This window comes from Thiomonas sp. OC7, from assembly GCF_900634595.1.
GTDB classification, from domain to species: Bacteria; Pseudomonadota; Gammaproteobacteria; order Burkholderiales; family Burkholderiaceae_C; genus Thiomonas; species Thiomonas arsenitoxydans.
Genome location: NZ_LR131953.1, coordinates 1,724,347 through 1,745,072 on the forward strand (window position 1 = coordinate 1,724,347; position 20,726 = coordinate 1,745,072).

Annotated in this window: 18 protein-coding genes; 10 read left to right on the top strand and 8 right to left on the bottom strand. The window is 62.0% G+C overall.

The genetic code is table 11. The annotated features are described in order from the left end of the window. Positions 1-22 precede the first annotated feature (22 nt). The 3 genes from BIO17B3_RS08360 to BIO17B3_RS08370 form a co-directional block, all read right to left on the bottom strand. Positions 23-334 carry a c-type cytochrome gene (locus tag BIO17B3_RS08360; RefSeq protein WP_064971667.1) on the bottom strand — a complete coding sequence of 104 codons (312 nt, stop codon included), beginning with the start codon at positions 332-334 and terminating at the stop codon, positions 23-25. A gap of 225 nt (positions 335-559) precedes the next feature. Next, on the bottom strand, positions 560-3,082 hold the full coding sequence (locus BIO17B3_RS08365) for an arsenate reductase (azurin) large subunit (protein WP_156053733.1): 2,523 nt from the start codon (positions 3,080-3,082) through the stop codon (positions 560-562). A gap of 21 nt (positions 3,083-3,103) precedes the next feature. Then, on the bottom strand, positions 3,104-3,643 hold the full coding sequence (locus BIO17B3_RS08370; RefSeq protein ID WP_064971668.1) for an arsenate reductase (azurin) small subunit: 540 nt from the start codon (positions 3,641-3,643) through the stop codon (positions 3,104-3,106). Positions 3,644-3,851: 208 nt separating this feature from the next. Here BIO17B3_RS08370 and BIO17B3_RS08375 point away from each other — a divergent pair, with 208 nt between their 5' ends. From BIO17B3_RS08375 to BIO17B3_RS08385, 3 genes are all read left to right on the top strand, one after another. Beyond that, positions 3,852-4,742, top strand: coding sequence for a PhnD/SsuA/transferrin family substrate-binding protein (locus tag BIO17B3_RS08375; RefSeq protein ID WP_064971669.1), 891 nt, complete (start codon positions 3,852-3,854; stop codon positions 4,740-4,742). Next, positions 4,739-6,235 (top strand): HAMP domain-containing sensor histidine kinase, encoded by a 1,497-nt coding sequence (locus tag BIO17B3_RS08380; protein ID WP_156053734.1) that lies wholly within the window; start codon positions 4,739-4,741, stop codon positions 6,233-6,235. Before BIO17B3_RS08375 ends, BIO17B3_RS08380 begins: the two co-directional genes overlap by 4 nt. Positions 6,236-6,463: 228 nt before the next feature. Continuing rightward, positions 6,464-7,807, top strand: a complete 1,344-nt coding sequence (locus BIO17B3_RS08385) for a sigma-54 dependent transcriptional regulator (protein ID WP_156053735.1) — start codon at positions 6,464-6,466, stop codon at positions 7,805-7,807. 177 nt (positions 7,808-7,984) lie between these two features. Here BIO17B3_RS08385 and BIO17B3_RS08390 read toward each other — a convergent pair whose 3' ends face one another. From BIO17B3_RS08390 to BIO17B3_RS08400, 3 genes are all read right to left on the bottom strand, one after another. Beyond that, positions 7,985-9,715, bottom strand: coding sequence for a multicopper oxidase family protein (locus tag BIO17B3_RS08390; protein WP_156053736.1), 1,731 nt, complete (start codon positions 9,713-9,715; stop codon positions 7,985-7,987). After that, positions 9,712-9,945: an SHOCT domain-containing protein gene (locus BIO17B3_RS08395; protein WP_013104784.1), complete on the bottom strand. Its 234-nt coding sequence runs from the start codon at positions 9,943-9,945 to the stop codon at positions 9,712-9,714. The genes BIO17B3_RS08390 and BIO17B3_RS08395 overlap by 4 nt, the downstream gene beginning before the upstream one ends. Before the next feature lie 105 nt (positions 9,946-10,050). Then, a complete protein-coding gene (locus tag BIO17B3_RS08400; protein ID WP_156053737.1) occupies positions 10,051-10,572 on the bottom strand; it encodes a Spy/CpxP family protein refolding chaperone in 522 nt (173 codons plus the stop codon). Positions 10,573-10,791: 219 nt separating this feature from the next. Here BIO17B3_RS08400 and BIO17B3_RS08405 point away from each other — a divergent pair, with 219 nt between their 5' ends. Further along, on the top strand, positions 10,792-11,514 hold the full coding sequence (locus BIO17B3_RS08405) for a response regulator (protein ID WP_013104782.1): 723 nt from the start codon (positions 10,792-10,794) through the stop codon (positions 11,512-11,514). Next, the gene (locus tag BIO17B3_RS08410) at positions 11,511-12,950 is read left to right on the top strand and encodes an ATP-binding protein (protein ID WP_156053738.1); all 1,440 of its coding nucleotides are present in this window, start codon (positions 11,511-11,513) and stop codon (positions 12,948-12,950) included. Before BIO17B3_RS08405 ends, BIO17B3_RS08410 begins: the two co-directional genes overlap by 4 nt. Before the next feature lie 54 nt (positions 12,951-13,004). On the opposite strand, the gene glmU is transcribed toward BIO17B3_RS08410, so the two are convergent. Together glmU and BIO17B3_RS08420 are read right to left on the bottom strand one after the other, a co-directional pair. Next, a complete protein-coding gene (gene glmU, locus BIO17B3_RS08415; protein ID WP_232054225.1) occupies positions 13,005-14,381 on the bottom strand; it encodes a bifunctional UDP-N-acetylglucosamine diphosphorylase/glucosamine-1-phosphate N-acetyltransferase GlmU in 1,377 nt (458 codons plus the stop codon). Positions 14,382-14,473: 92 nt separating this feature from the next. Continuing rightward, on the bottom strand, positions 14,474-15,265 hold the full coding sequence (locus BIO17B3_RS08420) for a hypothetical protein (protein WP_156053740.1): 792 nt from the start codon (positions 15,263-15,265) through the stop codon (positions 14,474-14,476). Between the two features lie 286 nt (positions 15,266-15,551). Between BIO17B3_RS08420 and BIO17B3_RS08425 the strand changes: the two genes are divergently transcribed. The 5 genes from BIO17B3_RS08425 (at position 15,552) to istB (ending at position 20,528) form a co-directional block, all read left to right on the top strand. Beyond that, the gene (locus BIO17B3_RS08425) at positions 15,552-16,424 is read left to right on the top strand and encodes a chloride channel protein (RefSeq protein WP_232054226.1); all 873 of its coding nucleotides are present in this window, start codon (positions 15,552-15,554) and stop codon (positions 16,422-16,424) included. Positions 16,425-16,499: 75 nt separating this feature from the next. Then, the gene (locus BIO17B3_RS08430; protein WP_370512643.1) at positions 16,500-17,585 is read left to right on the top strand and encodes an IS630 family transposase; all 1,086 of its coding nucleotides are present in this window, start codon (positions 16,500-16,502) and stop codon (positions 17,583-17,585) included. 100 nt (positions 17,586-17,685) lie between these two features. After that, a complete protein-coding gene (locus BIO17B3_RS08435) occupies positions 17,686-18,039 on the top strand; it encodes a helix-turn-helix domain-containing protein (protein WP_232054227.1) in 354 nt (117 codons plus the stop codon). Positions 18,040-18,174: 135 nt separating this feature from the next. Next, positions 18,175-19,731 (top strand): IS21 family transposase, encoded by a 1,557-nt coding sequence (gene istA / locus BIO17B3_RS08440; RefSeq protein WP_156053305.1) that lies wholly within the window; start codon positions 18,175-18,177, stop codon positions 19,729-19,731. A gap of 38 nt (positions 19,732-19,769) precedes the next feature. Beyond that, positions 19,770-20,528, top strand: coding sequence for an IS21-like element helper ATPase IstB (gene istB / locus BIO17B3_RS08445; protein WP_156053304.1), 759 nt, complete (start codon positions 19,770-19,772; stop codon positions 20,526-20,528). Positions 20,529-20,726: the final 198 nt, after the last annotated feature.

Below are 20,726 nucleotides of genomic sequence, written 5' to 3' on the forward strand. Positions count from 1 at the left end.
ATCGGAGTCCCTGGAAACGGAGTCACTTCAGGCTCAGAATCCATTCGACGAGCTGCTTGGCCTGGGCGGGTGTCACATCGGTGTTCGCCGGCATCGGCACTTGTCCCCAGGTGCCGACGTGACCGTGCAGCACGGCGTTGACCAGCATATTCACCGCTCCGGGCTTGCTCGCGTATTTCTCAGCCACAGCCTTGTAGGCAGGGCCCACGATTTTCGCGTCGACCGCGTGGCAGGCCAAGCAGTTTTTCTGCTTGGCCAGCGCCATCATGTCGGGGGCGGCCCAAGCCTGGGTGGCAAAGGCGCTCATCAGCAAAACGAACATCAGCTTTTTCATGGCAAAAACCTCTTTATTGAAGTCGTGTTTCAGGGAAGAACGGAAAGGAAGGTCTGGGTGGCTTGTGATGGTTGCACCTCCTGTTGTTCAGTGTGACGGCGATGCGGTTAAAGAAAAAACAGGCTCCATCCGAAGCCTGGTCGAGACGCCGCTTGAGGAGGAAAGCGGTTTCCCCGCTGGCCGTCGCCGACCTTTGGGGAAGACGCTCGAAAACAAAGTGGCTGCTCAACTTTCGTACAGGCGGCTCTTGGTGGACACCGTTCGATGCCAGTCCGGCATGGAGCCGATGCGCCGGATATTGGCCCACGATCCTTTGTAGTAGGGCAGGAAGTGCGCATCTGTCGCCGTACTGGTGACAGAGCCTTGCACGCCCTTCGGCGCGCCGAAGACCATGAAGGTGCTCCCCGTCTTGAGTGTGGCTTCGGGGTACGCCATGGCCGTCGTGGCACCGTTGTCGTTGTACACCTCGACGATGTCGGTCGCCTTGATGCCCAAGCCAGCCATATCCGACGGGTTCATCTGGATGACCGCCACCGGATAGCGATCGGTGATGAACTTGTCATACTGGTTGTTGAACCACGACTGCCAGACCTCGTTCAGGCGTCCGTTGTTGATAAAGAACTTGAACTTGGCCTTTTGCTCAGCCGCCGGCTTGAGCATGCCCTGCCACTTGGCTGCGAATACCTTGGCCTTGCCGCTCTTGGTACCGAATTTGTTGTCGGTGTAGAGCATGTCGGTGCCGATCATCTTGTCGCCCTGCACCGACTTCACCGGCAACTGCACGCCATTGTTGCCCGCCTTGCGCAACAGGTCGTAGGTGACAAGGTGGCCCGTGTCGCCGCCCTGGCTGTCGATCTCACCCGCACCCGGTTGGCCTGCGCGCCGGAAGCCGTCGTTGAAGGCATCTTCCTCGGTGGCCCACTCGAATCCCTCGAAGCGCTTGGCCATTTTGGCATTGCCTTCCTTCTCGTACATCACCTTGATGGTGTTGGCGATGCGCGCGGCAATCAGGCAGTCGGGGATGGCCTCTCCGGGGGGATCGATGAATTTTTCGCTCAGGCGCATGCGGCGCTCGCCGTTCATCGACGTGAGGTTCATCTCGCCCGAGACTGCAGCGGGGAACATCACATGCGCGGCCTCGGCCAGCATGGTCGGGTAGATGTTCATCATGCCAACAAACAGACCGCCTTTTTGCGTCGCGGCGTAGATCACGTCGACCATTTCTTTCGGCGTGGCCCCGCGCGCGTTCGCCATGGCCTTGCGCACGATCTGGCTGCGGCGAATCACCGCTTCGCGCAGCGCCTGGGCGTTGTTGGTGGTCTGGAAGCTGTTGCACGCCCAGTAGGTCATCATCTTGCCCTTGCCGTTGATCAGGTAGTCGTCCACCTCGATCAGCTTGTCGTGCATGGGAATGGGGAAGCTGGCTGCCGGATAGCGGTGCGCTGGTTCCGGATAGCCGGGGCGGCAATAACCTTCCTGGTGACCACCCATGCGCACCCAGCCGGTGCCGCGGCGGCCGACGTTGTGCGTGGCCACGACCACCGCACCCATGGCCTGCTCGGTCACATAGTTGTTGTTGCCCCAGATGATGCCCTTTTCGAAGGCGTGCATGGTACGGGGCAGCTTGCCGGGCGCCTTGGGCTTGTAGCTCCACTCGGCGGCCTGCTTGATCTGCGCGACCGGCAGGCCGGTGATGCGGCTGCATTCGTCGAGCGACATGCGATTGGCCTTGACGGCGGCCTCGAAGCCTTCGGTGTGCTGGGCAATGAAGTCCTTGTCGATCCAGCCCTGATCAACGATGTAAGTGAGCATGCCGTTCCACAGCGCGCCATCTGCGCCCGGGTTGATCGCCAGATGCAAGACCTGATCCTTGGCGATGCTTTCACTGATGGAAATCGACGGCGTGCGGCGCGGATCGACAAAAATGAACTTGCCAGCGGCCACCGGCTCGTTGGGAAACATCTTTTTCTTCTTGTCGAGCGTCGCGCCCTGCAGATTAGGCAGCCAGTGCACGAGGAAGTAGTTGGTCTGGTTCTCGTAGGGGTTGTTGCCGTTGGACCAGATCACATCGGCCAGTTCGGCGTCTTCGTAGCTGTTGTTCAACTCGAAAATGCCCATGTCCCGATTGCCAAAGCATTCGGAGTTGTACGCTGGGCGGTTGTGGATGCGGCAGGTCGGCGTCTGGATCGCCGAGAACACGAGCTTGCCGGTTCCCCAGGTGTTTTCGAATCCGCCGCCGGAGCCGCCGTGGTCGAACATGGCCACGGCAATGGCATCAGGGCCCTCCTTGTCCAGAATCTTTTTGACCATGCCGCCGTAGATCTGCAAGGCATAGGCCCAGGAGGTGTCGAGCCACTCGCCGCCCTGATACACGCGAGGATGCAGCAGCCGTTCGCGGGTGATGCGGTCCGCGTTATAGAAATAGGAAGCCATCTTGCCTCCCCTGGTGGAGCTTTGGCCCTGATTAACCACGCATTCCTTGTCCGGCACGATCATGATGTTGTAGCGCTTGCCGTCCTTGCCGGTCAGCACATTGGTCATGGCCGGAGTCATGATGGTCGAGAACGGCGGGAGCTGCTTGCGAAAATCTAGCCCCAGCGCGTTCTGGTTAGGCGCGCGTCCGCCTTCTTGGTCGGCGTCCCATTTGAAGGCGTGATAGCCGCAGCCGACGATACAGAACTGGCAGGTGAGATTGGTTTTTTGCGCATCGACGGGAGGAAGTGCGACGCGGTCTTTGAATTGCGACATGGTGAAGTCTCCTTGATCGGTTTACAGCACGTTGGCCTGACGGCCGTAGATCAATCCCGTGACAGCAACGGCGTGAACTGTGTCGCTGCCGGCGTCGTAGCTGAGCTGGATCTGCGGCAAGTCTTCGGTAGCCTGACCGCAAATCATCTGGCCCGATTTTTCAGGGTCGAACATGCTGTAGTGGCAAGGGCACTTGAAGCTGCGCGTCTTGGCGTCGTACATCAGCGGGCAGCCCATGTGGGTACACAGGCTGCTGTAGGCAACGATGTCGCCATCGGGCCCCACGCCACCGGCCACGCGCTGGCCCATCTTGATGGCCACACAGGGCGAGCCCGCATCGGGGTAATTGAAGGGCACCGGGGTGTTGGGCTGCATGGCCTTGGCCTTGCCCACGGCGGCTTTCGGGTAAGGCAGCACGGCCATGCCCGCCGCAGCGCGAATGGCCGCAGCGTCCGACTCTGCCGCCATTGCGGGCCCAACCGGGCTGACGGCGGCGCCTACGCCTGCTACGCTGGTTCCGGCTACTTTCAGAAAGATGCGGCGCGATACCTTCTCAGTCATGATGTCTCCTCTTGCTGTTGTTACGCACTTGCGCACCGCTTTCTGTTGCAAGGGATGTGCCCATCAATCCTTCGACCAACGCCCAAGCGATTTCTTCATGGGGTTCAAAGACTTGCGCAACGGGTTCGATTTTCTGACGGCCTCCCCGCGTTACGCGGACGTAACGTCTCGGGCGATTTCCTGTTTCGTTGACGTGACACCCTGAACCATGAACCGCCGCGATCTCCTTGGTTTTTCAGCCTCGCTGGCCCTTTCCAGCTTGCCCTTGCGCGCCCAAACGCTACCCCGGGGCGCCGCTTTTCGCTTCGGCGTCACCGATGTGTTTCTGCACGATGGCGCCATTCATCTCTGGCAGGACTATTTGCAAAACCAGCTGGGCATGCCGGTGCAGATCCTGCAGAAATCGAGCTATCAAGAGGCCTTGGAGGCGCTACGTTCGGATGAAATGGAGGCCGCCTGGATCTGCGGCTTCCCTTATGTCGTCGCCAGGGGTTTTGTCCGCTTGTGCGCGCAGCCGGGCTGGCATGGGCAGCCTTGGTATCGCAGCTATCTCATCACCGGCGCGGCGCGCACGCAGGCCCATTCCATCGTCGATTTGCGTGGCGATGTGTTCGCTTTCGACGATCCTCTGTCGAACTCGGGTTATCTCGTGCCGGTGGTGGCCCTGCGCGCGCTCGGACAAACACCACAGAGCTTTTTCCGCCGCACGTTCTATACCTACTCCTTGCATAAGGTGGTGGAGGCAGTCGGCAGCGGTCTCGCCGATTCAGGAACCGTCGACGGATACATCTGGGAAGTGCTCATGAAGCGTCAGTCGCAGGCTGCGCTCAAGACGCGCATCGTCGCCAAATCCCGGCACTATGGGTTTCCGCCCGTCGTCACGCGCAAAAATCTCGACACGGCGCTTCACACCCGCCTGCAATCTGTCTTGCTCTCGGCCAAGAATGATGTGCAGGGCCGGGGCTTGTTGCGCAGTCTCGATCTCCAGGACTTTCTGTTGCCGCAGGAGAGTTGGTTCGACGGCATTGCTGAACTTGCCAGGGTTCTCGACGGTACGCATTCTCCCATTCCGTTGTCCGCCATCTACGCATCCGCATGAGCGCCGCGCCTCCCGGAGACAGCGAACGCACCGCGACGGCGCCAAAAGCGGTCCGCCTGCGGGTATTGCCTGAGCTGCCGGGGGGGCTGCTGTTGCGCCTGCCGCTGATCGCGGCCACTCTAGTGGCGCTGGCTGCACTGTTGATGGCAGCAGGCTTGGGCTTGCTCACGCGGCAATACCTCATCGAAGATGTCGATGCGGGCGCCTACCAGGCGGTCACCGCCTGGGACAAGAGCCTGCCGATTCTCATCCAGCAGGACAATGTCTGGGGCGCCTATGAGGCGCTCACCTCGGTGACGGGGGATCAAGTCGCCTCACCGCCGCAGGGTGCATCGCTGGCGGTGATTGTTGGCCCCTCAGACCAGGTGTTCGCAAGTTCCGACCCCAAACTGTTCCCCACCGCGCAGGTGCCGGTCTGGACTCCATTGTGGGCGCCAGGCTCTCTGCGGGTGAATTCACCTTTGAGCGTGGCCAGTGCGCATCCGGGATTGTCGCCCCCCATCCAGAGCGGCAATTGGCGCATCTATATCAGCGCACTTCGCGCCGATTCGGGTGCGAGCGTCGGCACATTGGTTTATGCGGTGAGCGATGCGCTGTATCGCCAGCGCTTGACGTCGATGACTTGGTGGGTCGCCAACGTCACCCTGCTGGCGATGGCCGTATTCGCCCCCATCGTTTGGGTATTGACCCGTCGCATGCTGGCTCCGCTTGCGCGCCTGCAGGATGCGATGGCCCGCAGCGACGACGCCACGCGGCGCATCAGCGCCGAGCTTGCCGAGCGCAACGACGAGGTCGGCAGGCTGGCCGCAGCGTTCGGTCGGCTGCTGGAGCAGGCCGAGCGGGCACGCCGCGCCGAAAAACTCGCCGCTGCGGGCGCGCTGGCCGCCGCGACGGCGCACGAAATCAACAACCCGCTCGGCGGGATGCTCAATGCGCTGCGAACGGCAAAGCGCTTTGGTCAGTTTGACGCCACCACCGGCCAAGCGATCGATCTGCTCGACCGCGGCTTGGAGCAACTGCGAAGCATTGCGCAGACGCTACTTGCACAGACCCGGCCGGATGAGCGCGATCTACTCCCCAAGGACTTTACCGATCTGATCGAAATCATTCAGCCCTGCCAGCACGAGCGCGATGTGCAGGTGCAATACCGCATCGATCTGCCCAACGCGCCAATCGCCGTGGCCGCCGGGCCGATGCGTCAGGCTACGCTCAACATCCTGCTCAACGCCTGCCATGCAGCACTGCCGGGATCGGCCATCGAACTCGACGTCGATCTGCACGGTGGCGCTCTGTGTGTGCGGGTACACAACCGGGGAGCCGCACCTCCTGCGGCGCTGCTCGCAGCTGTGGCGCCGACCAGCATCCCGGAGGAATCGGGCTTCGGTCTATGGGAGAGCCGCCGGCTGCTCAGCGACGTCGGAGGCACGCTCAGACTCGGCCATGCCAGTGGCATCACCACTGCGACCATCGACATCCCCTTGAGGCGCCGATAAGCCGAACTGACCTCGGTCTTGCCCAAAGCGTCCAGGATCGCCGCATCGCCCCGAAGAAGAAACCGCGGCGCCGGGGGCAAGGTCTGTCTTTGCTGGCTGAACCGGTTGCGCAAGCTGCTGGTGCGCTGCGAGAAATACTGCTTCATCACCACGAATGGACGTATCGGCATACGATTGGCTTACACAGATCAGGGACAGACCTGGCAAAAAACCCGAGGAGATGACATCTTGACCACCCCGACTGTCTTGGTCGTCGAGGACGATCCCATCATGGGCGAGTCGCTGCAGTTGCGCCTGCGCCTGGAAAACTACAACGTGGACTTGGTGAGCGATCTTTGCGCCGCGCGCAAGGCGCTGCAGACCCGTCTGTATCCGCTGGTGCTCAGCGATATCCGTCTGCCCGACGGCGACGGCGGTAGCCTGCTCGCCACCATGCTGGAGCGCTACGGCGGCTGCTGCCCACCGTTGGTGTTCATGACCGGCTACGGCTCGGTTGAACAGGCCGTTCGCCTCGTGCGCCAAGGAGCCTGGGACTACATTCAGAAGCCCTTCGATCTGGACGCACTGATCCAGCGCATCGGAGAATGGATGCCCCCGGGCACGCATGACGACGACGCATGGTTCGGCATATCGCCAGCGTCGCAGGCGCTGGAGCAGCTGATCGACCGCATTGCATCTCTGGATTTGCCGGTGCTGATTCAGGGTGAATCAGGTACCGGCAAAGAACTGGTGGCGCAGCACATTCGCGCCAGGATTGCGGCGCAGCCGGGAGCCCGACACGATCTTCCGATGGTGGCCATCAACTGCGCGGCGATTCACGAAGGACTGCTCGAATCCGAACTATTCGGCCATGAGGCGGGCGCGTTCACCGGCGCCAATAAACGCCATCATGGCGTCTTTGAGCGGGCCAATGGCGGCGTGTTGTTTCTCGACGAAATCGGCGACATGTCCATGCCGGTACAGGCCAAGTTGCTGCGCGTACTGCAGGACGGACAGGTTTGTCGCCTGGGCAGCGAAAAGGATCTGCATGTCTCGGTACGCCTGATTTGCGCCACGCACAAACGGCTGGACAAGATGGCCGAGACAGGCGCCTTTCGCCGGGATCTGCTGTTTCGCATCAGCGGAGTGCCGATCCACTTGCCGCCGCTGCGCGAGCGCGCGGACGATATCGCCTGGCTGGCGCACCGCCGGGTCCAGACGCTCAACGCCAAGACCGGGCAATCCAAACGGCTCGACCCACGTTTCGTCTCCTGGGCCAAGCTGCAACCCTGGGAGGGCAATGTCCGCGAACTATTTTCCGCGCTCGATCGCGCCTACCATTTTGCCAGCGATTGCTGGGTGCGCTGGGAGCGGTTCGGCATGCCGTGCTCGAACCCAGGATCTTCCACATTTGCCGCTCGCGCTCACAATGTAGCGACGCCCCTGGGCGACTATCTAGCCCGAGCCGAGCGCGAATATCTGACGCAAGTGATGAGTGAGCGAGAAGGCAAGATGGCTGAGACGGCTGAAGTTTTGGGAATCAGCCGAAAGACCCTCTGGGAAAAACTCAGGCGCCACAAAATCGCCACCTGATCGCCTGATGTTGGCGCCAATCGGCATCGGTTCTGCTACACCACTGCGGTCTGAGGTCGCGGCTACCGTCATGGGAAGGAACGATCAGCTCTGTTAATGCGTGATGCCTGAACCACGTCATGCGCAGCTCCTGCAAACCGCCCGTGCAATCAGGCTGACCTGCATCTGTCCCCCATGTCATGCCACTGTGAACTGTCCCATCATGCCATTGTCCTCATGCTCCAGGATGTGGCAGTGGTACATGAAGGGATGGTCTTTGCCAGCGGGCTGATCGAATCGGGCAACCAGGCGGACCGTTTGGTTGCGCCGCACGAGAACGACATCTTTCCAGCCTCGCTCATACTCCGGCGGAGCCACGCCATCGCGAGAGAGAATCTGAAACGACGTGCCATGGACATGGAAGGTATGCGCCATATGGCCCTCGTTCCTCACTTGCCAGACCTCGGTGCTGCCCAGGCGCACGCGCTGATTGATCACCGACATCTCCATGAACTGGTGGTTGATAGAAAACAGTTTTTCCATGCCCACGCCCATACTCATGCCGCCAGGGCCGGTGTTTGCGCCCATGCCCTGATCCCCCGACATGCCCCCCATCGCGCCCATTGCCCCGCCTCCCATGGCGCCCTGCATCCCTTGCATTCCCTGCAAGCTGAACAGTCGCTGGGGCGCGTCGATGCGTAGCGACGGGATGGCCACCAGATGATCAGGAAGCCGCCCCGATTTTCCGGCAGGAGCGCCAACCCGAAGCTGCAGCAGATCGAACCCCTGGCGATCAAATCGATCAGCGTCCATGGGCATGCTGCTCAGCCCTGGAACAACGGAGCCCGAGTCACTGCGCAACACCAGAGTGCTTCCTTGGAGTTTGCGCAAATCCACCAGGATCTCCGCACGCTCCGCTGCTGCGAGAAGCAAACTGCGCCTCTCCACAGGATGAGCCAGAAGTCCGGCATCGCTGGCAACCACATAAAAACTCTGTCCGCTGGCGAAAGCAAAGTTATAGAGGCGCGCATTCGATCCGTTGACCAGACGCAGCCGCACCCATTGCGCAGGAACGTTGACATAGGGCTGTTCACAACCGTTCACCAAAAACCGGTCGCCCTTCATGCCCATGCGGTCCATCATGCTGTTCATATAGCGCAGCGTGCCATCAGCCCCAAAGCGCCGATCTTGCACGATCACGGGAAAGTCATCCACGCCCCAGGTATGCGGCAACCCGAGGGCGCGGTCCACGCCATCATCGACCAGCAGCAGCCCTGCCATACCGGCGTAGACGTGAGGACCTGTCAGCCCATCCGGGTGGGGGTGATACCAAAGCGTGGCACCCGGTTGATCCAGGGTGTAGGCGTAATCCATGGAGTGCCCCGGCGCGATGAGGCTTTGCGGGCCGCCATCCATCGTGCCGGGCACATGGGCGCCGTGCCAATGGGTGGTTGTTGGCTGGTTCAGCGCATTGCGAACCTGGATCCGCACCCGTTTGCCGCGCGGGATGCGCAGCGTCGGGCCCAGATAAGCCCCGTTATAGCCCCAGGTAGGGGTCTGCACACCCGCGAGCAAGGTGCTGGTTCCGGGGGCGATCCGCAATGCATACGCCAGACTACCATCCGCCTGAGCCTGTCCGCCGAGTTGCCCAGGGATGGGCATGGGGCGGGTGAACACGCCGGTCCGCACTGTCGCGCCGCGCTCGGTGTTTGCACCCATACCGGCCATGCCGCCCTGACCCATGCCCGGCATCGACCCCATCATCATGCCGCCCATGCCCTGTGCATGCGTGCGGCCCGCCAACCAGAGAGAGCTGCCCGCCACGGCACCAACAATGATCTGGCGTCGGCTGAGTTTGCCGTCCTTCCAATCGGGCGGCTTGTGGTGATCCGCCGAACCCGGCATGCGGTTCGATTTCGTTGACGTCATGACTTGATCTCCTGTTTCATGCGCTGATAGTCCTCGCGACTGATTTCACCGTTCGCATAGCGCCGGTCAAGCGCCTCACGCGCCGACTCTTGCCTGGAATGCCGGTCCCCGCAATGCGACACGCCGTGTCCTCCTCTGAAAATCATCCAGAGAATCAGACCCAGCACAAGGACTGGAATGATCCACATCCCGAACCAAGGGCCTGCGCCCCAACCCCAATACCCCATCATGATGCGTACTCCTTTGTGTTTGGCGCCGACTGCATGCCGCAGTGCATTGCACGCGCAATCGGCGAGTTGTATCCGTGCGATCGCGCGCGCTCGTCCGGCTCCGGTTTACTGCGCGCCCGCAGGCGCTCCGCGACGGGTTCCGCGCATCGCGCCAAACTGCTGATTCAGTATGGTTTGCTGCGCCGGGCTCAGTTCGGCGTAGAGCGTTTTCATCGCAGCGGTCATGGTCTCCATGCCTGCCACGCGCGCTTGCATCGACTGGGTGCGTTGCTCCATGCGTTCCGGAGCATTGCCCTTTGCCTCAAACAGGGTGGTCCGCATGGACTGCATCGCATCGGACTGCTTCTTGGCTTGTGCCGCAAAGGCGTCCCAAGCAGGCTCTTGCTGCGGCGTGATCTGCAATTGCGCCTTCATCGCGCCGAGACGATTTTCCATCCTGGCAGCCGGATCACCGCGCCCCATCATGCCCGCAGCCATGCCGCGGCCGCCCATCATGCCCATGCCCGGCCCGGCCCCCTGCATGCAGCCGTATTGCTGCGGTTGGGCAGGGGATTGTGCGTAGGCGGTGCCAATCGCGGCGAGTGAGAGGACGGCGGCAAGACCCAGTGTTCTATGGTTGCATTTCATGATTGATCTCCGATCAAAATGCGTAGACGGTTGGCGGGACGTTCCCGCAGCGACATCTGATTGACCGCCATCGCAATGGAAGCCATTTCAACGCTGACGTGTAAGCAGGCCGTGTCAAAAAGCGGCTGTTTTGTATCGCATGATCTGCGAACCTGTGGCTGACATGCTGCGTTACATTGTTTTTGACGAGGCGCGCCGCAGACCGCTGAAAATCACGGCATGGACACACCTGACCACATCCTGATCGTTGACGACGATGGCGAGATCCGTAATCTGCTGAGCGCCTATTTGCAAAAGAACGGGCTGCGCGTCACCGCGGTGGGCGACGGCAAGGCCATGGAGCGCGCCCTCGTCGCCGCACGCATCGACTTGATCGTGCTCGATCTAATGCTTCCGGGCGACGACGGTCTGACGCTCTGTCGCCAGCTCCGCGCCAAATCCGACATCCCTGTGTTGATGCTCACCGCCCGCAGCGACGAGACCGATCGTGTCGTCGGGCTGGAGATGGGCGCCGACGACTATCTGACCAAGCCCTTCAGCGCGCGCGAGTTGCTCGCCCGCATCAAGGTCATCTTGCGACGCGCTCGCAGCCTGCCCGTCAATTTGCAGCCCGAAGATTTGCGCGAGGCCCATTTTGCAGGCTGGACGCTCAACACCCTGCATCGCCATCTGATTTCTCCCGCAGGCGTGGTCGTGACGCTGAGTGGCGCGGAATACCGCTTGTTGCGCATTTTTCTGAGCCATCCCAACCGGGTTCTCAACCGCGACCAGCTAGTGGATCTCACGCAAGGCCGGGAGGCCGACCCGCTCGATCGCAGCATTGATGTCCAGGTCAGTCGCTTGCGTCAACGTCTTGGAGATGATCCGCGCGACCCGGTACTGATCAAGACGGTGCGCGGCATGGGCTATGTGTTGTCAGTGCCCGTTGAAGGAAAGCCGTGAAACGGTTGCTGCCGGCGTCGCTGTTCGGCCGCATGATGCTCGTCCTCTCGAGCGGCTTGATTTTGGCGCAACTCCTGAGCGCCTCAATTAACTTCGCCGAGCGCGACCGAGCGGTGCTGCGCAACAGCGGCATGCAGTCTGCGCAACGCATTGCTGACGTGGTCAAACTTCTGGATTCGATGCCGCATCAGGAGCGGCTCCGTATCGCAAAAGTCTTGAGCGTGCCGCCCCAGGTCGTGGACTTGGAGCCCTCACCCATCAAGACAACGGCTGCCGCAATGCGCAGCGCACAAACCATGATGTTTTCACAGGCGCTTCATTCCGCACTCGGGGATGAAAGACCGCTGATCGTCTCGGCCAGTGCAAACCCTTCTGAGGCCAATGGATTCCCCGACATGCACCGGCGACCCCTACCTGGCATGGCCTCGATGGCGGCCTATATGTCGGGTATGACACAGGCATCCCGGTCTTCCATGCAAGCCTTCATGGCGGAAAAACTCGGCTTCCTGATCCAGGTGCAACTGCACGATGGAAACTGGGTGGCCTTTACAACCCAGCTTCACCAAGGCGCCCAGGCGCCCCCCTGGCATTTGCTGCTGACCTTGCTCGTACTCTTGGCGTCAGTGTTGTTCCTCTCCTTTGTTGCCGTGCGGTGGATGACGCGGCCGCTGGCGGTCCTGGCCTCGGCCGCTGAATCACTTGGTGAAGACATCCATCGTCCTCCACTGCCGGAAGCTGGACCTGCCGAGGTACGGCGCGCTGCACACGCGTTCAACACCATGCAGGCTCAACTGATTCGATTTATTACGGATCGGACGCGCATTTTTTCGGCCATGTCGCACGATCTGAAAACGCCGATCACCCGCATGCGTTTGCGCGCAGAACTGCTGGATGATGACGATGTGCGCGCGCGGTTCGAGAAGGATCTGCTGGAGATGGAGCAGATGGTGAAGTACACGCTGGATTTCATGCGCGGTCTCGACCAGCCACAACATATTCAGCCCATTGACATCATGTCCTTGCTTGAAAGTCTGCAGGCCGACGCAGAAGAGATGGGGCGTGAAGTGCAGATTCAAGGGCGTACCAACAAGCCCTTCGTTGGGGATCCAGCTCGAATAAAGCGTTGCTTAGCGAATCTGCTCGACAATGCCGTTTTATATGGCGAACGGGCCCTCATCGTCGTCGACGATAGCGCTACCTCCCTGACACTGCGCATTCAGGATCAGGGCCCCGGCATTCCGGAGGAAGAACTGGAAAAGGTGTTTGAGCCGTTCTATCGGCTCGAAGCGTCGCGCAGCCGTCAAACCGGCGGCACCGGCCTTGGCCTCGGTATCGCACGCGACATCGCGCGTGCGGCGGGGGGACGGTTGACGTTGCAGAATCGCCGCGATGGCGGAATGGAGGCGATCTTGGAACTTCCACATAGTCCGGCATAAGTCGTCGGCCCAGCAAAATTCAAAATCCGTTTTCCCTTCGTTTTTTGGCGCCGATCAAAAGCCGGATANGTCGAGGGTGACGGCCTTGGCGCGTGCGACCGTGAGCTTGCCCGCCGGCACGTTTTTGCTCACCGTGGAACCCGCGCCCACCGTCGCGCCCGCACCGATGGTGATGGGCGCGACCAGCACCGAGTTGGAGCCGGTGTGCGCATCGTCTTCAATCACGGTGCGGTGTTTGTTGGCGCCGTCGTAGTTGGCCACGATGGTGCCCGCGCCGATATTGACCCGCGAGCCCACCGTGGCGTCACCCACATAGCTCAAGTGGTTGGCCTTGGAGCCCGGGCCCAGTGTGCCGTTTTTCACTTCGACGAAGTTGCCGATGTGCACGCCGTCGGCCAGGGCGGTCGCGGGCCGCAGCCGGGCGAAGGGGCCGATGCTCGCGCCCGCGCCGATGCTCGCGCCGTCGAGATGGCAGAAGGGATGCACCACCGTGCCCGCGCCCACGCGCACATCGCGCAGCACGGCGTAGGGCCCCACGCGGGCGCCGTCGGCCAGATGCACTTCGCCTTCGAACACGCAGCCCACGTCGATGAACACATCGCGGCCACAGTGCAGCGCGCCGCGCACGTCGATGCGGCTCGGGTCGGCCAGGGTGACGCCCGCGTCGAGCAGGCGGCTCGCAGTGCGCAGTTGCACCACGCGCTCCAGATGCGCGAGCTGGCTGCGGTCGTTCACGCCGAGCACGTCGTCCGCGTCGGCCACGGTGGAGGCGCGCACCGGCAAACTGTCGGCCACGGCCAGGGCCACCACGTCGGTGAGGTAATACTCGCCCTGCGCGTTGTCGTTGCGCAACTGGCCCAGCCAGCGGCGCAGGGCGGGCAGGGGCGCGCACAGAATGCCGGTGTTGCATTCGCGCACCGCGCGCTGCGTCGGCGTGGCGTCTTTGTGTTCGACGATACCCTGCACCGCGCCGTCGGCGTTGCGCAGAATGCGGCCATAACCAGTCGGGTCGTCCAGCTCGACGGTGAGCAGGGCGAGCGCGCCCGTCTGCGCCTGCGCCACCAGCGGCGCCAGACTGGCGGCGGGCGCCAACGGCACGTCGCCATAGAGCACCAGGCACACGCCGTCACCCGGCAGGTCCGGCAGGGCTTGCTGCACCGCATGGCCGGTGCCGAGCTGCGGCTCCTGCAGCGCAAAGCGCAGGTGCGCCTGATGGGCAAAGGCCTCTTGCACCCGCTGCGCGCCGAAACCGGTGACCACCACCACGCGCTCGGCCGACAGGTGATGCACGGTATCGAGCACATGGCCGAGCAGCGGTTTGCCCGCCAGCGGCTGCAGCACTTTGGGAGCGTCGGAGCGCATGCGCGTGCCCTTGCCTGCGGCAAGGACGACGACGGAAAGGGCGGAGGAGGGGGCTTGGGCGATCATCATGCCGCGCATTCTAAGGAGCGCCGGTGACGCTGCTGCGCCATTTGCCGCATGAAAAACCCCGCATCAGCGGGGTCGGTAAAACGTAAAAATGATCAGGCTGTGGCGGTGCGCACCACCGTCTTGGGCACTTCGGTCACGATGCGCTGCATAAGGAATTTGGGCAGGCCGATCCACATATCGAACAGGGCCACGCCCATCTCCATCATGGCGATCGGGCACGAGAGCGCACCGCCGATGAGCACGAACCAGGCGAAGTCGGGGTTCTGCTTGGTGAGGAACCAGCCGGAAAAATCGAGCAGCATGGCGATGAACGGCGTGATGACCGAAATGGCCTTGATCTGGCTGTGCACCCTTGTTTGCAAAAACAGCCAGCCGGCCACCCAGAAAATCAGCCCCAGCATGGTCAGGTGCACCATGCCGGTCATCAGCATCGAGTTGTACGACATGCCGGTGTCGACCTTGGCCACCGCGTTCACGTCTTCATACGAAGCCAGCGGCGGGTTGTGCAGTTGTTTGCTCATGGCCACGCTGTGGCACATCAGGCAGTGTTGCGCGAGGATGGGCTTGATCTCGGTCTCGTAGCCGGCCTTGGTCTGCCCGCCGACCACCCAGGTGTCGATGGTCTTCTGCAGTTGCGGCCACTGCTCTTTCGGCACGCCCGCGTTGGTGAGCATGGTGGGCAGCACGGTTTGCAGCTTGCTGCTGTCGCGGTTGCCGTAGTACGAAATCTGGATGTCCTTGAGGGTCACCCCAGTCTTGCCGTCCAGACCGGCGTGGGTGACGTAGAGATAGGCTTCGGCACAGAGCAAGCCGATGCAGACCAGAAAAATGAAGCCGGTATGCAGCAGTTTTTCCGGCACGGTGAGCAGATGAAGGGAACGCATAGGTAAGGCTTTCTCGCAAGGTGTCAGCGGTTGTGAACGCGTCTGTGTTTTAACTTTTGTCAAAAATGCGGGGTTATCCTAGTGCGTAAAAACCCTTAAGTGCAATGCCTGAGTTGCACGAAGGGACACAGGCAACGTTCTGTTTCTATTGAGATTTACCCCGTGCAGTATGGTGACGAGTTGCGCGCCATTACGCTTTGTCTGCTTTGCCGCTTCATCCGTACGCGTATTCCAGAGGCCTTGCTCTTCATGGCCAGTGCGCGCCGTCCCGCTATTCTTGTTCCCTATGCATGCTCGTTACCGCCCCGCTGCGATTTGGCGACTCACACGAAAAGAACTTCGCAGATCGTGGCTGAATTACGGCGTGCTCTGGGTGGGGGCGATCCTGGTGGGGTTGGCAGCGGTGCAGTTCGCCAATTGGACCAACGATGTGCTGGCGATTTTTCTCGGCTGGATCGACGGCCGGGCGTGGCTGGCCCTGCTCATCACCCCGGCGTTGACCGGCGGCGCGGTATGGATGACCCGCAAATGGTTCAGCGGCAGTGAGGGCAGCGGCATTCCGCAGGTGATTGCGGCGCTGCATGGCCAGCCAGACCCCACCCGCATCCGCCGCCTGTTCGGTCTGCGCATCTTGATCGGCAAGATCGGTCTCGGGCTGCTGGGCATGCTGGGCGGCCTGACGCTGGGCCGCGAGGGGCCGACGGTGCATATCGGCGCGTCCATCATGTACGAGATGCGGCGGTTCTATCCCCGTGTGTCGCTGCGCATGGAGCGCCTGTTGCTACTCGCGGGCTCGGCGGCGGGTCTGTCGGGTGCGTTCAACACCCCGCTGGCCGGGATTTTGTTTGCCATCGAGGAGCTCACCCGCAGCTTCGAGGTGCGAACCAACGGCGTGCTCATCACCAGCATCGTGTTCTCCGGCCTGGTCTCTTTGGCGCTGGCGGGCAACTATCTGTATTTCGGCCAGATCACCGCGCCGGACATTTTTCCGCTGGCCTTCGTCTTGCCGGTGGTCATCGCCGCGGTGGTCTGCGGTCTGGCCGGGGCGGCGTTCAATCTGGCCTTGCTCAAACAGGTGCGCTGGATTCCTGCGAAGGTGCTTGCTTGGCGCGAGCGCTCGCCGCTGGCGTGGGGCGCGGGGCTGGGCCTGCTAGTGTAGTGTTTGATTCTTGAGTGAACTTAATTGAGTTGCTTGTCTCCAATGTTTTACTACGGTTTGCATTGGAGAGAGCAAGTGCGCGTTGCCCCGGCGATTGAATTGACCACCGAGCAGGAAAGCGAGCTGACGCGGCTGGCGCGTTCCAAGCGCACCAGCGTGCGACTGGCGCAGCGCGCGCGCATCGTGCTGCTGGCCGCCAAGGGCGTTCAGAACAAGGAGATCGCCGAGCAGCTTGGTATCGGTCGCGTGCAGGTCGCGCGCTGGCGCGAGCGCTATCTGCAAGCGGGGCTGCAAGGCATCGAGCGCGACCTGCCACGTGGCGCGCCGCCGGTCAAGGTGGACGCAGCCAAGCTGGTGGAGCTGACCACGCAAAGCACGCCCGAGACCGCCACGCACTGGAGCACACGCAAGATGGGTGAGGTTCTGGGCGTCAGTGCGAGCACTGTCATGCGGCATTGGCAGGCGCACGGTCTGAAGCCTCATATCGTGCGTGGCTTCAAGGTCTCGCGCGATCCGAAATTCGTCGAGAAGCTCGAAGACATCGTGGGGCTGTACATGTCCCCGCCCGAGCATGCGCTGGTGCTGTGCTGTGACGAGAAGAGCCAGGTCCAGGCGCTGGACCGCACGCAGCCGGGCTTGCCCATGAAGAGGGGCCGTGCGGCCACCATGACGCACGACTACAAGCGCAATGGCACGACCACGCTGTTTGCCGCACTCAACGTGCTTGACGGCCAGGTCATCGGCCAGTGCCAGCAGCACCATACCCACGTTGAATGGTTGAAGTTCTTGCGCCAGATCGACCGCGAGACGCCCAAGGACAAGACGCTGCATCTGATCGCCGACAACTACGCCACACACAAGCACCCGGCTGTGCAGGAGTGGCTGGCCAAGCACCCCAGGTTCAACATGCACTTCACGCCCACCTCTGCGTCGTGGCTGAACATGGTCGAGAGATTCTTCCGCGACATCACCACCGAGCGGCTGCGCCGCGGGGTGTTCACCAGCGTGCCCGAACTCGTGGCTGCCATCGACGAATACGTCGCACATCACAACGTCAACCCCAAGCCGTTCATCTGGACCAAGAGCGCTCGCGACATCCTGCAGAAGGTCATTCGCGCGAATAGACGCTTAAGTTCCAAACAGAATGGAACACTACACTAGCGATGTCGTACCGCGGTACGCAGCGCGGCGAACACAACCCTCGCGCAAGCTAGTGTAGTGTTTGATTCTTGAGTGAACTTAATTGAGTTGCTTGTCTCCAATGTTTTACTACGGTTTGCATTGGAGAGAGCAAGTGCGCGTTGCCCCGGCGATTGAATTGACCACCGAGCAGGAAAGCGAGCTGACGCGGCTGGCGCGTTCCAAGCGCACCAGCGTGCGACTGGCGCAGCGCGCGCGCATCGTGCTGCTGGCCGCCAAGGGCGTTCAGAACAAGGAGATCGCCGAGCAGCTTGGTATCGGTCGCGTGCAGGTCGCGCGCTGGCGCGAGCGCTATCTGCAAGCGGGGCTGCAAGGCATCGAGCGCGACCTGCCACGTGGCGCGCCGCCGGTCAAGGTGGACGCAGCCAAGCTGGTGGAGCTGACCACGCAAAGTGAGTATTCCGGCCCAACGTGACCGGTGATTCCGACGAACGTGACCGCTGCAAACGGCCACGCCAATCGGCGCGGCGGTATACGCCGCCAGTGCGGTGTTGCGCATAAGCCCAACCGCGGGTCGGGTAGTTTCTTGCCTTTTTAGACAAGGAGCCCCATGCCTGCTTTAAGGATCAATATGCGCAAACTCAAAGACGCCCTGCGTCTCAAATTCGAAAGTGGGCTGTCTCACCAGCAAATCGCTTCTGCCCTGGGCATCTCCAAAGGTGTGGTCACCAAGTACGTGGGCCTGGCCGTCGCGGCTGGATTGAACGGGCAATCCATCGCCGCCATGGATGAGGCCACGCTGGAGCGCCGCCTGCTGGCCTCACCGCGCCCCAGCGACACCTACGCCCAGCCCGACTACGGGCGCATCCACCAGGAACTTGCCCGCAAGGGCGTCACCCTCACGCTGCTGTGGGAGGAATACTGCGCCCAAGTTGGCGACGAGCACAGTGCAGACCACCCCGTCAAGCCGTGGCGCTATTCGCAGTTCTGCGAGAACTACCGCCGATTTGCCAGGCTTCTCAAGCGCTCCATGCGTCAGGTACATCGTGCAGGAGAGAAGCTGTTCATCGACTATGCGGGCCCCACCATTGCCCTGATCGATGGGGGCCAGGAAGTGGGGCGGGCCAATCTCTTCGTGGCCGCCCTGGGGGTGTCGGGCTACTGCTTCTGCACGGCCACGCCGGCACAAGCGGCCAAGGACTGGCTGGATGCGACGGCACAGGCACTGCGCTTTTATGGCGGCGTGCCCCAGCTCATCGTCCCCGACAACCCGCGCGCCCTGGTCACCCAGGCCGATCGCTACGAGCCGGTGCTCACCGAAACGGTGCGCGACTTCGCCCGCCACTACGGCTGCTCAGTGCTGCCCGCGCGCGCCTACCACCCGCAGGACAAGCCCAAGGTCGAATTGAGCGTACTGCTGGTGGAGCGCTGGATCCTGGCGCGCCTGCGCAAATTCCAGTTCGCCAGCGTGCAGGAGGTCAACGACGCCATTGCCCCCCTGCTGCAATGGCTTAACCAGCGTGCCTTTCAAAAGCTCCCTGGAAGCCGTGCCAGTGTGTTTGCCCAAATCGACGCCCCGGCGCTGATGGCCTTACCGGTTCAGCCCTGGGAGTGGTCGGTCTTCAAAACGGTGCGCGTGCACATCGACAGCCATGTCGAATTTGAAGGCCACCGCTACAGCGTGCCCACCGCCTTGGTGGGGCGAACGCTGGAGTTGCGGGTGACGGCCCATGCGCTCGAAGCCCTGCACCGTGGAGAGCGGGTGGCCAGCCACATGCGCTGCGCGCACAAGGGCGGCTTCACTACCGTGACCGAACACCTGCCCGAGCGCCACCAACACCAGGCGCAATGGACACCCGAGCGGCTCATCGCCTGGGGCCAGCGTATCGGCGTGGCCTGTGCGGCCACGGTGCAAAAGATGCTGGAGCGTCAACCCCACCCCGAGCATGCCTACCGCGCCTGCTTGGGCCTGCTGTCGCTCTCCAAGCGCTATAGCCCGGCCCGGCTGGAGGCGGCCTGCACCATGGCTCTGGGCCTGGGCACCAGCAAATACACCCACATCCGCGACATCTTGCTCAACCGGCGCGACCTGTTGCAAGCTAGCGCCACTCCTGAGTGGACTTCTCCCGCACACGCCCATGTGCGGGGCGCGAGCTACTACCAATGAAACCTAGCGTGAACAAGCCCCGTACGGAGAACTCCAAAATGATGATGAACACCACCTTGAACCAATTGCGCAGCCTACGCCTGGAAACCATGGCCCAGGCGCTGGAGCAGCAGCTCATACAAAGCGGCATCAGCGCCATGAGCTTTGAAGAGCGGCTGGCCCTGTTGGTGGACCGCGAGGTGCATGGCAGGCAAGACCGGCGCTGTGCGCGTTTGCTGAAGTCGGCCAAGCTCAAATACCCGCAAGCGGCCATTGAAGACCTGGACAGCCGCGCCACGCGGGGCCTGGAGCGCAGCGCGGTGATGAGCCTGGCACTGGGAGAATGGGTCAAGTGCGGGCACGCCGTGCTGATCACCGGAGCCACCGGCGCGGGCAAGTCGTGGCTGGCGTGCGCGCTGGCCCAGCATGCCTGCCGACGTGGCCACAGCGCGCTGTACCAAAGGGTTCCACGCCTGGGTGAAGAGTTACGTATTCGCCACGCCAACGGCACATTTACGCGTTGGCTCGATACGCTCAAAAACACCGACGTCTTGCTGCTTGACGACTGGGGCATGGCTGGCATGGATAGCCAAACCCGGGCGGACCTGCTGGAGATCATTGACGACCGGGCCAGCCAGCGTGCCACCATCATCACCAGCCAGTTGCCGATTGAGCACTGGCACGAGTGGATCGGTGACCCGACCATGGCGGATGCCATGCTGGACCGGCTGATGCAAAACCACCACCGCTTCACGCTCACGGGGGAATCGCTGCGCAAGAAAAATCGCCCCGCAAAAGAGGAGAGCACCGAAAGCTAATCCAGCCCGTTCAAGGAGGGCCTCCGGCGGCCTGCCGGGGGCCTATTGATTTAAAAACGAACCCCTTAAAGACAAGGAAAAACAGCCGGAAATGCAAGCCGGCATAAACTCAAAACGCGCAATACCGACCCTCGGTCACGTTCACCGCAATGCCGGTCACGTTGCCAGAATCAGCGGTCACGTTCGCCGGAATACGCA

Excerpts from the sequence above, each read along its gene's own strand:
- BIO17B3_RS08360 (WP_064971667.1), bottom strand. The coding sequence starts at position 334 with ATGAAAAAGCTGATGTTCGTTTTGCTGATGAGCGCCTTTGCCACCCAG.
- BIO17B3_RS08365 (WP_156053733.1), bottom strand. The coding sequence starts at position 3,082 with ATGTCGCAATTCAAAGACCGCGTCGCACTTCCTCCCGTCGATGCGCAA.
- BIO17B3_RS08370 (WP_064971668.1), bottom strand. The coding sequence starts at position 3,643 with ATGACTGAGAAGGTATCGCGCCGCATCTTTCTGAAAGTAGCCGGAACC.
- BIO17B3_RS08375 (WP_064971669.1), top strand. The coding sequence starts at position 3,852 with ATGAACCGCCGCGATCTCCTTGGTTTTTCAGCCTCGCTGGCCCTTTCC.
- BIO17B3_RS08380 (WP_156053734.1), top strand. The coding sequence starts at position 4,739 with ATGAGCGCCGCGCCTCCCGGAGACAGCGAACGCACCGCGACGGCGCCA.
- BIO17B3_RS08390 (WP_156053736.1), bottom strand. The coding sequence starts at position 9,715 with ATGACGTCAACGAAATCGAACCGCATGCCGGGTTCGGCGGATCACCAC.
- BIO17B3_RS08395 (WP_013104784.1), bottom strand. The coding sequence starts at position 9,945 with ATGATGGGGTATTGGGGTTGGGGCGCAGGCCCTTGGTTCGGGATGTGG.
- BIO17B3_RS08400 (WP_156053737.1), bottom strand. The coding sequence starts at position 10,572 with ATGAAATGCAACCATAGAACACTGGGTCTTGCCGCCGTCCTCTCACTC.
- BIO17B3_RS08405 (WP_013104782.1), top strand. The coding sequence starts at position 10,792 with ATGGACACACCTGACCACATCCTGATCGTTGACGACGATGGCGAGATC.
- BIO17B3_RS08420 (WP_156053740.1), bottom strand. The coding sequence starts at position 15,265 with ATGCGTTCCCTTCATCTGCTCACCGTGCCGGAAAAACTGCTGCATACC.
- BIO17B3_RS08425 (WP_232054226.1), top strand. The coding sequence starts at position 15,552 with ATGCATGCTCGTTACCGCCCCGCTGCGATTTGGCGACTCACACGAAAA.
- BIO17B3_RS08435 (WP_232054227.1), top strand. The coding sequence starts at position 17,686 with ATGTTTTACTACGGTTTGCATTGGAGAGAGCAAGTGCGCGTTGCCCCG.
- istA (WP_156053305.1), top strand. The coding sequence starts at position 18,175 with ATGCCTGCTTTAAGGATCAATATGCGCAAACTCAAAGACGCCCTGCGT.
- istB (WP_156053304.1), top strand. The coding sequence starts at position 19,770 with ATGATGATGAACACCACCTTGAACCAATTGCGCAGCCTACGCCTGGAA.